Raw genomic sequence first — 14,353 nt, 5'->3', positions numbered from 1 at the left:
AAGCGGTCTTAGGAAGACAAAACATTCTACCAACTCCTTGGCTCACAGAACGACATGGCTACGATCCGACTTGCCCGACCTCTTCCGTCAATTGAAGCTATGGGACGGAAAGCAATTTACCTCTCCGGATGCACAAGAGCAGGCGGCTGTATGGCTTGACTGGGTCGTATGGCAGGACGCGCCGGCTTGGGTGGGACGCAGTGACTTCACGCAGAGAGTGTGCGGCTTGAAACCGCAAGAGGCGCCGCTTCGGTTCGAGCCTGCCGGGGACGAGCAGCGGTCGCTGCTTGTCGAGTGGCTTGAACGATTGCCGCTGCAACTGCCGGGATGGCGCACGTTGAAGCCCATCGACGTGCGGACGCTGTTTCTCCAGCGGCCCGGAAGTCTGTCGATTGCCGAGACGGGAGCGGTGCTCGAGGTCGCGGCAGAACCATTCGACGTATTGCTGCAGGACTGGCCGTGGCCGCTATCGGTGCTGGTGATGCCGTGGCTACGCGATCCGCTTGTGATCGATTGGCCGATACCGCGTTTCGACGAATGGGTACCCAACCATGGCTGATGCGTCGCTGCCCCAGACGGCGGAAAGTTCTTTCGCCCAATATGCGTGGAAGCGTCTCATGCACCACGTGGAGCGGGTCGACCTTCTGCTTCAAAGGCATTATCACCAGCGCGCATTTGTTGTCTGGACCGGCGATGTGCTGCTCGCGCCGGACGAAATCGAGCAGAGAATCGGCAATCTTTCCGGCGCGCCCGCCTGGATGGACTTCGACGACCGGGCAAACGCGCGGGAATCGGTGGATGCCGTTGCGAACGTGCTTGCCGACGAACCATTGGGATACCTGACGACACGCTTTAACCTTGCCGCGTTCGAACGAGACGTCATCTTGCTTGGCCTGCTGCCGCACATGGATAGCCGGTACCAGACCCTGCTGTCGCTCCTGCAGGGAAGAGGTCAACATTTTCCAACAATCGAGTTGGCGCTAAGGCTCTTCTGTGCCAACTGGGAGGATCGGCAGAAAGCACAGTCGAACTTTCTGCCGGCGGCGCCGCTAAGCGCATACCAGCTCATTGAGCCGGTGTCGTCGGCCGCATTGACGCGTGACGGCTGGGGTCGAATGCCGCTGCTCACGAGTCTCGAGGTTTGGCACTTCCTGCTCGGCAACCGGTATCAGGCACCGGCTCTGGACAGATTTTGCCGATGGCTTTCACTCGATAAGGACGCGGCCTTGACCCCGGGTGTGACGGCTTTGCAATCGGTGCTGCGACGCGCGGTGTTCGAGGCGGACACACCGTCGGTGGTTACGCTGCGGGATGCGCGCGAAACCGACGTCGTTCATGCGCTGGCCACATTCGGCCACGGCGCTTTGGCGCTGGATATGGCACGTCTGCCTACAGAGGACGAGGACGCCCTGCAAATGCTACGGCAGGTATTGAGAAACGCGCGTCTGCATCGTTGCGCGGTGCTCGTGAAGTCGTTGGACGAGGTCGGCAAGGCACGCGCGGCATTGCTCGAACCGTTGGCCCGATGTTTGTCGGAAATTCATATTCCGACCATATGCGTCGCCGACAGGCATTCTCCGGTGACACGTTTGCCCGGCGCGGCACAAGTCGTGTTCGATCCGCCGGCGATGACTTCGGTTGAACGCGCGCATGCGCTCGACCGTTACTTCGACGACCCGCACATCGACACGGTGGGAATAAGCAGACGTTTTTCCTTTCATCCGGATGAGCTTGCAGCAATCAGGCAGGAAGTCCTCTTCTATCGCTATCAGCGCGCGCCGGACGGCAGCGTCGAGGCATGCGACTGGACACAGGCGCTACGCTATCGCGTCCGGCAAAACTTCGGCAATCTCGCGCAGCGAATCGAACCGCGGCGAACGTTGAATGACCTGATCGTTTCGCCCGAACTGCGTCAGCAACTGGAGGAGATAAGTGCGGCGATCCGGTTCCGCGAAGAATTGCTCGAACTGGGATTTGCCGACAAGGTGCACTACGGAACCGGCATCAGTGCGCTGTTCTACGGCCCTTCGGGTACCGGGAAGACGATGGCTGCGGAAGCCATGGCAAAGGGCATGCGAACCGATCTGATCAAGGTCGATCTGTCGAGCGTGGTCAACAAGTACGTTGGGGAAACCGAAAAGAATCTGGCGAGAATCTTCGATATGGCACAAGCCGATGCCGGGGTGCTGTTCTTCGACGAGGCCGACGCGCTCTTCGGCAAGCGCAGCCAGGTCAAGGACGCTCAGGATCGGCACGCGAATATCGAAGTCTCGTATCTGTTGCAGCGTCTTGAGGAATTCCCCGGGCTCGTCATTCTAGCCACCAACAATCGCGGTCACATGGACGAAGGTTTTATCAGGCGTTTTACGTTCGTTACCCGGTTTGCGTTTCCGGATGCCGCACTACGAGAGTTGATGTGGAAAGCAATCTGGCCTGCGCAGATCGAGGTGGATGAACAAATCGACTTTGCACAACTGGCCGCACGGATCGAAGTCACGGGCGCCAGCATTCGCAACATCGCGATGCTGGCCGGCTGGCTGGCGAAATCCGAACGGGCGCCCCGAGTCATGACACGCCATATCGAGCAGGCGTGTGCGCGCGAATTGGCAAAGGTAGGGCGTTTGCAGATCTAGGAGCTTGGACATGGCCGGAACCACTGCGTCGGACACCACGATTCTCGATGTCAATCAGGCGCTCTACGATGCATTGAGCGGCTACATCGACGTCAATCCCGATACGGGCGTGTCGATCATCTTCGACCTGCCGGCGGCGGACAGCCCGCCGACCGAGCCCACGCTTAGCGTATTCCTCTATGAAATCCACGAGGATTTGCAGATGAGAACGGCGCAAATGCGCGTGCCCACCTACCATGCGGACACCAGAACGTCCACGATCGCGCCGGGTTGGGTAAACGTCTGTTGCAACTACATCATCACCTACTGGGACATCGCACAGACGGCGACCAGTAGTCCGGGGAGCCCGGGTGGCGCGCCGGACAATGCTTCGATCAAGGTGATGAATCAGGTGGTCAATGCGCTCATCAATAACCGGCAGCTCGCCGATATGCCGGGGGCGTATACGCGAATGATTCCGCCGAAAGATGAACTGAACACGCTTGGCAATTTCTGGCAGGCATTGGGAAACAAGCCGCGCTTGTCGCTGAGCCTCTCGGTGACGGTGCCTGTGTTCTTGACGGATGATAGCGATACCGCACCTGCAGTGCAGAGTACCGAGGTCGATATGTCGCAGCAGCAGACGGGGAGATCCTGATCCGATCGTCTCCGCGCGCGAAACAGTTTCTACGCGACGAGTTTATGTGTCGCTGTCGTCGAACCATTTCCATAACAATTCGCCGGGGACTGCCGCGCCTTTCCAGGCATCGTAGCGCTCGACGAAGGCTTTATACCGATCGGGATCGAACTTGATATCGCTGATCAGATAAACGAGCAACGAGAAGTTGTCCGCATTGGCGATCATGGAAGTGGACTGTCCTTTGTTGCTCTTTCCACGCCATGCTGCACCGCCCGCCACAATGCTCGCCACATCGAGGCCGGATTCCTTTCCGGATGCGTCGAGCATGAGGCTTTGGTCGCTGTCGAGTTTGGCAAGATCTGTAATTTCGAGCGGCACGCCATCGAGCAAGGTGAGGCCATATTGGCCTGCCAGTTTGTCGAGTTGTTCGCGCTTTTCATCTTTGGTCAGGCCGGCCAGACGGGCCTGCTCCTTGTCCCGCACCTCCTTCCACTTCGCCTTGCTTCTCGTGGTGGCGCCAGTTGCACGATAGCCTTCGCCGATCAGCATTCTCGATAGCGCGTTTGCATATACCTGATATGCCGATACGAACAGCGGGTAATTGTTATAGTCGAACGCGTGTTGACGCATGGTCATCGGCAGGATGTTGCCGCGTCCAATGTAAAGGTCCCTGACCGATTGGCTATCTTCCGCAATGAAGCCTGGCCCGGTGATGTTCTTGTCGTCGTGGAGGGACATCGCTGGAAGTTGCGACTCCTTAAGACCATAGCCGCCGCCCATGGCCATCTTGATGTCGTGAGCTGCGCCGGGAAGGGTGTCGAATATGCTTTCGTGGGTGTCATCCGCCTTCAGGTATGCGACATCCGAAGACAATGCAAGCTCACTTATATAGTTGAGGACATTTCCTGCCGCGTTTGCAAAAACCTTCTTGATCTCCGGCGCGGAACTTCCCCAGAAAATTTTTAGTGCCTTGTCGACCTTTGCTGATGTTCCCGGAGCCTCGTCTTGCACCGTGCGCCTGGCGTTTGCCAGCACATAACGTGCATCGACCCACGCGCGCTGTAGATGAGTCGCCATGGTCTCGACTTCGTCGTGCTCGAGATCGGGACTTGTATGGCGATAGCGCAAGTCTCCGATTAATGCGCGCGGAAATTTATCTTCGCTCCACGTTTTGTATTTTCTGACTAACCGCGGTGGTTGAGGTTGATCGGTTTCCGCCAGAGTGAAGTCGCCGAATAATTTGTTCAAGACAATCTGATAGTACTTCCCGCTGCCGCTTTTCTGGTAAAAGACAGTCGCAAGACCTTCGGGTGTATTGACTACCGCTTTGGACATGTATGCGCCGAGTCCGATATCTACAAGATCGAGCGGCGGCTTTGCTTCGGGCGGCTTCAGGTGACTTATGTTCGCGGGTAATACGGTGTTTTGCAGGAATCCGTAGACGCCTGTCGCGTCGCCAGCCACATCTGCTACGTTCCGTACCTGGAATGCGGCCCCGTGCGTTGTGACGCTGAAACCGAATGGATTGAACGGAACTGTCAGTGGATTAAAAAGATCATACGATGCACCGAGCAACAAATCGGCTGATTTACGTCCGGTAGCCGAAACCGCGGACATAAAAGAAGGCTTGAACACGCCTAATTTATTGAACACATATGCATTAAGAAAAGGACCTCGAAGGCCACGCTGCCATCCTTGTACTATGTATCTTAGCGCTGACTGACGGAATATTTGTACAAATTCTTTGCCGAGAGGCACAACGGTTAAAAATAGGGAAGCCGCGTCAAAGATGAGCGAAAGCGCGTTCATATTGTATTTCTGGGCAATCTGTTTGCGCTGAATTTCTCCATAAAAAGGAAGGAAGAGGGCAGCTAACTTGGTGAGCAAACCCGGCTCGTACATGGCCGCCTTCATTGACTCGGCTAGCTCGGTCAGATTTTGTACGACTTCGGACCTCAGATATGGAATGAGTTTGCCCTCGGCAAGACTGGCGGGTGGCGTTTCTTCTTCCTTGGCAATGCGGAAATGCACTAGCCGTCCATATTTATTAGCTGCGTGCTGTTCAGTTTCTATCATCTGATATTCGATCGAGCAATATTGAAGTTCGTCCGTTTTGCGCGAGCGCGAATTGCGAATAATTTCTTCAAATCGATCGTACAGTGCTCCCCGTGGTGGTTCGGTACCGCTCCACTTGAATTCTGTTTTTATACCTCGCCTTTCTATCTTGCTGGATATTTTGTCACTGCCGGTTCCATGAACAAAGCAAAAATACAACCATGAATTATCAACCAGCTGTATGTAATAAACGTCAAATTCGCATGTAACACATCGCATATGAATCACTTTTTTGACGTTATACATATTACTGTAACGCATGGAAATGTTTTCGAGGCCGTTTCTGATAATTGTTTCGGCGTCGTACCCGACGCCGTCGGCGTAATATTGTTTAAATTGTCTGGTGTACTGCTCATCCTTGTCACCGCTCGAGAAATAGGAGGCCGGTTTAATATCCTGAATACCTATATAATTAGGTGGTGGTTTTTTCATAAATGCTTGATACGGGTGTAAAGAGTGGTATGCCTCCTTAAATTTTTCGAGTGTTGTCTCGGAGGCGATGCCTTCGGAATCGTTGCTCGCGCCGCTTACTTTCATCTCATAGATCATTGCCGCCAGTGGCACCACGTCTGTGCTCATGTAGTTATGTTGTTCATCATCGTCCAAGATAATTTCCTCGGCCGCCTTTATAGCTTGCCCAATATCCAGATAATTATTCTGAACATCGAACGTGATGTCCTGAGCCTTGCTGCGGGTCGCTCTCGCCAGATGGAAGTACCTTATTAGCGCATCCTGGCGGCTGACGAGATAGGTCCAGGACACCATGAACTTTTCCATCTCCGCCTTGCTTCCCCCGGGCTGGCGTGCAAGCTTTTCTGCTTCAGCAATATCGAAACTCAGTTCAGTAAAAGCACCGGCATAGGCAGCGCGAACCGCCTGTTCGGATCCGCTCGAGAAAGCGTCCCGTGATTTCCATTTTTCTCCAAGATATTTATTTTCGATCGACTTTCCTAGTGTAATTCCCTCTTTATACATCGTATAAAGTCTCTGGTATCTGTCTGGCGATACTCCTACGCTCGACCGTGCGGTAATAAGTTCGCCAGACGTAATACCCAGCTCTTTTTCTTCGGATTTGGCATATTCGATAAAATTCAATGCCCATGATTTAATATGCGTCCAGTCATTCTGTGCCAGAAAATTGAAGATGGCCTTTCCTAAAGATGCAAAAAATCGAAGTATTGGTTTTACAATCGCATCAAAAGGGAGCAGGGGAGGAGTAGATGTGTCCAGTTCCTCGCCCAATCCTATTTTTGCGCGCCTGAGTAATTCCTCGGCCGCTTTCCGTGCGGCGACAAGTTTGGCAAGTTGTTCGTTGACGTCTTTTAACTGCAACTCGATTTGAGTCAGGTTGCTCCCAAGCGAATTATTTTCGAGCGCATCGTAAAATATGGCCTGATCGAGTTCATATCCGCCGGCACCCGAAAATTGTAACGGCCCGGAAAAATGCTTGCCGATTTTCTGGAATTGTTGCTGAAGCTTGTCTCGGATTGAGTCGGCGAATGCCAGTAATTGAGATTCTAAGATATATGTTGTTTTTAACTTGTCATTGTCTTTCTTGATCAAATAATGCGAGCGCATTTCTGTCAGCGCTAATATCAAATGAGTCATCAAGAAAAAGACATCTGTAGCTGGCTCGTAACTCAATAGCTTCCGGGCGGCATTGATAAGTGTGTAGCCCACAGAACCATGGGTCGTCATTATATGCAGGCATTCTGAAAACCATGCAGGCACTGCTTCATCTTCCCATTCGAGTTTCCAGACTTGCTCATCCAGGCGTAGAGCAATTTCTACGGATCGTCCATCAGGCCAGACAGCATCGAGAAATCCTTCGTCGGGCGCGGTCATTTCGAATGGCCAGTAGGTATCGTTCAGATACATGAATAACTGCTGTCGTCCCTTTTCTGGATCGAAGTAAAGGCTTCCCTGCTTGCGGCCCTTTTGCTGGTTACTTATGCCAATTTGAGATTGACCAAGTCGATAACCGAATTTTTCAAGTTGATCTGACGCAGTTGTAGTATCAGTACTTCCCTTTTCGTCTAGACCGGATATTAGGCCTTCGCGGACGTCTGTGATCACCCAGCCGCGCGTGGAATCGTATATAACAAAAAGAGCGTATTCAGCTCGGTGATCAATGGATTGGGACGTGTTTTTCTTGATGTAATTGATGTGACCGCTAATGATAACATTTGGATCATAGCCAGTCGCTGGCTCTCCGACTGCGGGCCAGAATATTTTCTCCACTTTTATTTCGCAATATTTGTTGCCGATTTTTATATATTGCTTGTTTGTTCTGGAGTCTTCATAGAGGTCACGATCTTTCAGTCCGGGGGAATCTGATTTGCGAAGATATTTCTCTTCCTTGTGCCAGCTGAGAGGGTCGAATTCTTCACTTGCAAATCGTTCTAGCGAAGTTAGACGTCCGGGCAGCGGTGAGGGAGACGGAAAATCAATCCGCCTATCGAGTTGTTTCAGGGCGGATATGCCGATAAGGCGACCTGCCCAAAATATCGCGGGCACCCATTCTCCCATCTGCTTGCTATATATGACGAACAGACGCTGTTCCCCTGCAGTCGATTTTTTTCCATATGTGATGTCGCCTGCGTAATTGACGGTTTCATTCCAGTATTTCGTGGAGGAACTGTCAGGCGTTTTCCACCATTTGAAGCTCCAGTACTTATTCCCAATTTTAAGGTAATATTTTTCGGAGTTGCGTGATCGATACACGTTCTGTGGTAATGAGCTTGACCGTAAAAGATCGTTACCGTTGTAGGCGCTCCTGTCGTCGAAATCGTTTCGCACAAGCGTTTCGAGGAGGGAATTACTTCCTGGTCCTTTTTGCGGTCGAATTACGGGGGTATGTGTTGCAAAAGATGCGATCGCTCGCTCGGGTGTAATGTCAGAAAAGAAGTGTCCGTCCTGTTCGGCTTCGTGCATCCATCCAAGCGGGTCGCTGTAGACGATAGGCAATTTTTTGCCTTGTGCCGTGTGCAGGATTGTTTTGTATCGGATAGAAAGATCTCTGTAGATCGTGTCGTCGAACGATATTACTTGTGGTTTATCGATTTTCCAGTAATTTGAATTGATCTTGACGTAGTACGCTTCTTTGAAGTGGAAGTACGCAGCGGCTTCGCTGTCCGGCCCTCGATGAATGTTTTTTTCGTCACCAATACCGGATGGCGACTCCTGTTCGAGGTCACGCTCCAGCCTGGTTCTAAGCTGAATATCGCGCTTTCGCCGCTCCGTCGACTCGTCGGTGGTGGAATCCTGCGAGATTTCCGTGACCTTGTTAAGCAGTTCGTCGAGCTCGCCTGGACTCAAATCACCTTCGGTTTGCCTTTTTTGCTTCAGCGCTTTGCTGCCTGCCGCGACGAATGCGGTTCCACCGAGCACTGCGGTTACGCCGAGCACGGTCGGGACTGAGAGACTGCGCAATATCGAGCCCGACTTACCGTCCGCCTGACGTTGCGTGCTCGAAGCTTCGGCCAAAGTCTCGTCCATATCGATTACCGTCTCGGAGTCAGGCGCGCGCGAGGATGGTTGCAGAAGGAGATCCGTCGTCTCGCCAGGCATTTCTTCTAACGGCGCGGTTGACTGCGCTTGCTCCGCTCTCGCCTCGCCAGAAAGGTGAGCGCTATCGACCGGATTCAGTGGGAGTAATTGACCAGCTTGTTCTCCCGTAGCTGATGTTCGCCGCTTATAGAGGCGGTAAAGAAGCACAAGGAGACCCAGAATAACCAGACCTGCTCCCACAGTGAGGCCGCTGACAGAAAGCCACGCAGGGAGCGGCTGGCGTTCGAGTTTCGCCAGTTCGTCTTCCAGCATTTGCTTCGTTATAAGGCCGTCCGGCAATGGCTGTGTTTCCGTGTCCCAGTCATCGTCGATCGAGCGATCCTCCACATTCACGCCGCCCGGCAGCTTTGATGTGGGCGCGCATAGCCGCCAACGGCCGCCGACACGTTCGATGCGCTTCTTGAGCCATCTGGGCGTATCGGAGGCGAGGCCATGAGGATGGATCAGCCACCAGGCATCGTCGACCTGCTCGACCTGGTATGTTCCCGTTTCGTTCCTGATATATTGTTTGGGCCCTTGCTGTGTCGACAGCGTATAAACGCCTTGTGCGTCCGCACTAGCATTACTCAGGTCTACATCCTTCCAGGCCCAACCGGGAGGGAATTCGTACAACGTCGCCTTTAAGACTTTGCCGAGAAACTGCTGTAGCGCGCTCTCCGCCAACTCGCCAGTCCACGCCTCCATCTGCCCTTGCAGCTTTGTGCGCAGGCTTCGAAACTCAGGTTCCTGGCTCGTGCCTAGCATCTCGGCCAATCCCCAACCCCACTCAAGCCAGGAGGTTGTCGACAGCGCTGACATCTGCTCGCCACTGAGCTTTTCGGATACCTTCCGCAGATCGCTTAGTAAAGGCAACAGCTTTCGTAATGGCTTGACGGCCGGCAACTCCGGTTCCAGCTGACCGAGCCACTTGTCGATACGCTGCAATCGGTCAGGATACTCGTCCGCAGGAGCCTGTGAGAGGTCGTACAGAGACCACGCCACGGCCAGTTGCAAGAGTGGCGGATACCATGACTTCAGGCCTGGGTCCTGAGTGCATGCTTTTGCTACGGCAGCCATCGCTTCTTCGGGCGTGTTTGCGTCGGCAATGGATAGCGTGAGTTCGTGTACGGTTAGCGCCTTCAGATGCGAACTGCGATCAAAAAGCGGGTTACCCGTGACGTCTGGAATCAGATTCAACGCAACGGTCTTATCTCTGGAAATGTCCGAGCCGGCCGTACGCAAGAATTCCATCACGGTTTGCTTCCAGCTATCACGATATGAGGTTTGGCTTGCCCATTTCTGCATTTGAAGCAGAGGCCGCCTCATCGATTCAGCTGTCGGTGAAATCCAGCTTAATCCCACTACCCCGCCCGGCAAATTCGCGAGGCTTCCCCAATCGGCGTTTCGCCAGAGTGTGCTGAACACGCCTTTGACCGTGTTGCCTATCCTTTGCTGCCAGCTTCCGGCCGGTTTGGCAAGATCGAAAAATGTCTTGAACAACTCTTCGCTGCCTTCCGGCGATATATGATGCTTTAACCAGTCGTACAACGGTGAGATTCCAACGTCGGACAGGAGTGTCTTAAGTTCCGGGGCCTCCAGAACGTCGACCAGCCATTTGGACTGCTTGATCGCATCTTCGTCCATTGGAAATGCCTGGAGCCTTCGATATGCGCTAACCCCGGTTTTCAACGAGGTTCCAGTGTCTCCGGGAAGCCAGGTGTGCAGTTCGAGCGTGTCGAGGTCCGGGTGAACGAGCAGCTCAGTTAGCCAGGACAGTCTGTCAGCCCACCCTGAATCGGAGCCGGGCCACGACGGCATCTCTTTCAGTGTGGCGCCTGCCTTGGCCAGACCCGGTGATAGCTGCAGCAGAGGTGCCATCAGCGTCTGCAGATCAAGACCGCCTTGCATGCCACGCAGCGCATCCAGATAGTCGGAGAACGAACTATCCTCAGGAAGACTGAGTATGGTTCGGATAAGCTGCGAGGTGAGGCCTGCCGACTCCAGCAACTCCGTTATTTGCTGCAAACGTTCGTGCGATAACTGTGCTCTGAGCGGGGGAGATTGCAGTAGATTTTTCAAATAGACCGAGATGCGATCGATGCGAGCCAGGATGTCACTGAGATCCGTGCTTTCGCCGATCTGCAATTCAGTGCCCAGGTCAGCCACGATTTGCTGGATCATGGTCGCCAAACCGCGCCATTGCTCTGGAATTGCTTCTTTTCGACGGCCAAGCAGATCGTTGACTTGCGCCAGCTTATTGATGGTTGGGGCTGTGCTGCGATGGATTGAAGCAAGTTCGGCATAGATGCTGTTTCCCGTTCTATACAAGCAGGCGACGTCTGCGAAGGTAGTGAGCGCGGATTCGATGTCCGAAACCAGGCGATTTCCCAGCAGGGCCGACATAGCGGGCTTACGCACCAGTTCATGTGCCTTTGTGAGCCGATACGCAACAGTAGCGTCGGGGCTGAACAGTTCGACTAATGCAGCCTGGAGTTCGGCGAAGATTTGAGGTTCTGTTTTGAGCCTTTCGACAAAATCGCCATTCGTGGCGAGGGTCGAGGGGGCGGCCGGCAGGTCGATCAGTCCCATCGTGGCCAGGTTCGTTGCGTTCTCAAACGCATCTTCGATGGAGGTAATGTTTTGCAGCGCGGATAGACTGTCAAGCAGGTTTTGTACTTTTTCCTTGTACCGTTGGAGTGAGCCGGAAGCCTCGTCAGGTAAGACCATCAGGTAATCGCGCAACCTTTCTGGAAGCGCTTTTTCATTGCTTTTAATCAAGGCGCTGAGTGCGGTTATCGTCTCCTCCCCGGTCCCCCAGCCCTGATCGTCATTCTTCGAAATTGTTTCGACCACTTTTGAAATGTCGGCCCCGGCGCCAATGTAGAGGTCTGCTTCTTTTTTGACCTCCATAGCCCAGTCGAGCCATTCTTCCACCTCGCCTGGAATGTATTGCCTGATCCACGAAATCCGCTCTTTCTTCGACCACATGCTGCCCAGTTTTTCAGTCCACGAAAATTCCGGATTGTTGTAAACGTCTTGCAGTTCGCCGTACAGGCATAGAATTTCCGCGGTCCGGTTGATCGTCGCAAGCGCATATTGCACTCGGGGCTGCAAGACATCGGGTAATAGGGGTGCATAGTCGTTCAGGAACGTCTCCAGCGCGACGCGGTTTTCTTGCCACACTTTTGCGGCAGCAACGTAGTCCGACTGAGATGCGGCGTTCCATGCCGTCCTCAATTGTTGCATCGCCGTTTCCGCCGCGAGATATGGCGGATACAGCAGACTGACGACCTCCATGATCATGCGCTCGGTCAATCGGCGGAGAAGATCGCCGAAAGTGCTTTGCTGCGTACGATGAGCAGGAGCAGGTTGCAGTGCTTCGCTATCGGTATCCGACTCTCCGATAGTTTCGAGCGTGATGTTTCCGACATGCCTCTCGTTTTCGCCGCTGCGCACGAACGTGATTCGAGGCGAATGGTCGCGCGCGGTACCCTGATGCCGTTCGATAGCGTTGGTGGTGATAGGCATGGCATCGCTCCATGGACGAGCTGCACCTTGATGTACTGCGCGGCATACAATCCGGACGAGCTTGATGTCCGAATAGAAAAGGCATCCTGGAAAGCGTTAAGGAGCGTTGCCAGGGAAAAAGAGAATCAGGTTATTTCTTAACGTTTTAAAGTTCGAACGGATGGTTATATGCATCCATCAACGACGGATAATCGCAGTGTCGTGGTTAAGATGAGGAGGCCAATGGAATAGAAAGATAACCTGTTGCCATTGCCGTATCGAACTGATTTCAATTATGGACAGCGGTAGATAATTGTCAAAGCTTTACGAATCAGCTTCAAGAAACCGCGCATAGAAAGGATGTTTTCGCGGGATACGTTTCGTTTCAATGTGTCCGCTATTCAGGCGTGAACCTCTCTTGCTGTGCCCTACCGTAGAGGTCTGCCGGTGTTGAACATCGTGGCATCAAACCGCTTCACGATCATCTTCGCGGCGTTTCGGGCGGCGGCAGTCATCGGACTCTATTCATGATCGGCGCCAGCGCGTTCTTCCCGGTCCCTGATAGGGGATCCGGTTGGCTCGAAGTTTCACCAACCAGCGGTTGCGAAACGAAACGAAGAGACGCCAGATTCGTGGTGCGTCTCGTCGTTCGCTTCAAGCCGCGTTACGCGAATCGTCAGTCCAGCGCCGAGGCCGGTCCGAAGAACTCATAGCGCGCTTGTGCTGCCGGCACGCCGAGCGCTTTCAGATGCTTTTTGATCGCCTTCATAAACGCTTTTGGCCCGAGGAAATACACGTCGACGTCGCTTGAAGCCGGCATGAATTCGCGCAGCCGCGCCTCGTCGAGAAAGCCTTCCGCATCATGCGCGCTGTCTTCCGCACGCGGCTTTTCATACACATAGAAGCGCTTCAGTTGCGGGTTGCGCGTGGCGAGATCGTCGATAAAGTGGCGGAAAGCGTGCACGCCGCCGTGACGCGCCGCGTGAATGAAGTGCACGGGCCGCGACGTCTTCAGCGCGGCGCGCAGCATCGCAAGCGTTGGCGTGATGCCCACGCCGCCGCTGATCAGCACGAGCGGCTTCGTGCTGTCTTCGAGCGTGAAGTCGCCCGACGGCGCGAACACATCGAGCGTGTCTTCTTCGATCACATGATCATGCAGGTAATTCGACACCCGGCCGTTCGGCTCCCGCTTCACGCTGACCCGATACTCATGCCCGTTCGCAGCCGCCGACAGCGAATAGTTGCGGCGCACTTCCTCGCCGTCGATCACGAGCCGCAGCGCAATGAACTGCCCCGGCTTGAAGTCGAGCAGCGCACCGCCGTCCGCGGGCCGCAGATAGAACGAAGTGATCTCATCGCTTTCGCGCACCTTGCGCGCAACCGTGAACTTGCGCGTGCCGCGCCAGCCTCCCTGCGCCGCTTCCTTCGCCGCATACGCGCTTTCCTCGAGGCCGATCAGGATATCGGCAAGCTGCTGGTAGGCCGCGCCCCAGGCTTCGATGACCGCATCGGTTGCAATCTCCGGCCCGAGCACTTCGCGGATCGCCCGAAGCAGACAGGTGCCTACGATCGGATAATGCTCAGGCAGGATATTCAGCGACACGTGCTTGTTGACGATCTGCGAAACGAGACCGCCCAGCTGTTCGAGCTGATCGATACGACGTGCGTACATCAGCACGCCATTGGCAAGCGCGCGAGCCTGGTCGCCGTTTGCCTGATGGGCCTGATTGAAAAGCGGGCGCACTTCCGGATACTCGGCGAGCATCGTCTTGTAGAAATGCGAGATGAGCGCCTCGCCGCCGCTCTCGAGCAGCGGAATGGTGGCTTTGACGATTGTGCGATGTTCGGTCGACAGCATGAAACTTACCTCGTCGAATGAGAGTGGGGCGGGATGCCCTTCTAGAACCCGGGCGGAATAACGCATGGAACG

5 protein-coding genes are annotated in these 14,353 nt (G+C 54.3%); 3 read left to right on the top strand and 2 right to left on the bottom strand.

Annotated elements, in window-relative coordinates:
* The 3 genes from QYH69_RS29160 to QYH69_RS29150 all read left to right on the top strand — a co-directional run.
* A partial coding sequence (locus QYH69_RS29160; RefSeq protein ID WP_308835155.1) for a contractile injection system tape measure protein occupies nt 1–559 on the top strand: 559 nt, incomplete at its 5' end.
* Nucleotides 552–2,633, top strand: coding sequence for an AAA family ATPase (locus QYH69_RS29155; RefSeq protein ID WP_308835154.1), 2,082 nt, complete (start codon nt 552–554; stop codon nt 2,631–2,633). The genes QYH69_RS29160 and QYH69_RS29155, both read left to right, overlap by 8 nt.
* A gap of 10 nt (nt 2,634–2,643) precedes the next feature.
* Nucleotides 2,644–3,270: a DUF4255 domain-containing protein gene (locus QYH69_RS29150; RefSeq protein ID WP_308835153.1), complete on the top strand. Its 627-nt coding sequence runs from the start codon at nt 2,644–2,646 to the stop codon at nt 3,268–3,270.
* A gap of 42 nt (nt 3,271–3,312) precedes the next feature.
* Here QYH69_RS29150 and QYH69_RS29145 read toward each other — a convergent pair whose 3' ends face one another.
* Both QYH69_RS29145 and hmpA read right to left on the bottom strand, forming a co-directional pair.
* Nucleotides 3,313–12,444, bottom strand: a complete 9,132-nt coding sequence (locus tag QYH69_RS29145; protein ID WP_308835152.1) for a hypothetical protein — start codon at nt 12,442–12,444, stop codon at nt 3,313–3,315.
* Between the two features lie 655 nt (nt 12,445–13,099).
* Complete coding sequence (gene hmpA, locus QYH69_RS29140) at nt 13,100–14,281, bottom strand: NO-inducible flavohemoprotein (RefSeq protein WP_308835151.1); 1,182 nt, start codon at nt 14,279–14,281, stop codon at nt 13,100–13,102.
* Nucleotides 14,282–14,353: the final 72 nt, after the last annotated feature.

The organism is Paraburkholderia sp. SARCC-3016 (genome assembly GCF_031119615.1).
Taxonomy (GTDB): domain Bacteria; phylum Pseudomonadota; class Gammaproteobacteria; order Burkholderiales; family Burkholderiaceae; genus Paraburkholderia.
Note: the sequence above shows the minus strand (reverse complement) of the source record. Positions and strands in the feature narration are given on the sequence as shown.

What these genes read in the sequence shown, in the direction of transcription:
- QYH69_RS29155 (WP_308835154.1), top strand. Translation starts at nt 552, where the DNA reads ATGGCTGATGCGTCGCTGCCCCAGACGGCGGAAAGTTCTTTCGCCCAA.
- QYH69_RS29150 (WP_308835153.1), top strand. Translation starts at nt 2,644, where the DNA reads ATGGCCGGAACCACTGCGTCGGACACCACGATTCTCGATGTCAATCAG.
- QYH69_RS29145 (WP_308835152.1), bottom strand. Translation starts at nt 12,444, where the DNA reads ATGCCTATCACCACCAACGCTATCGAACGGCATCAGGGTACCGCGCGC.
- hmpA (WP_308835151.1), bottom strand. Translation starts at nt 14,281, where the DNA reads ATGCTGTCGACCGAACATCGCACAATCGTCAAAGCCACCATTCCGCTG.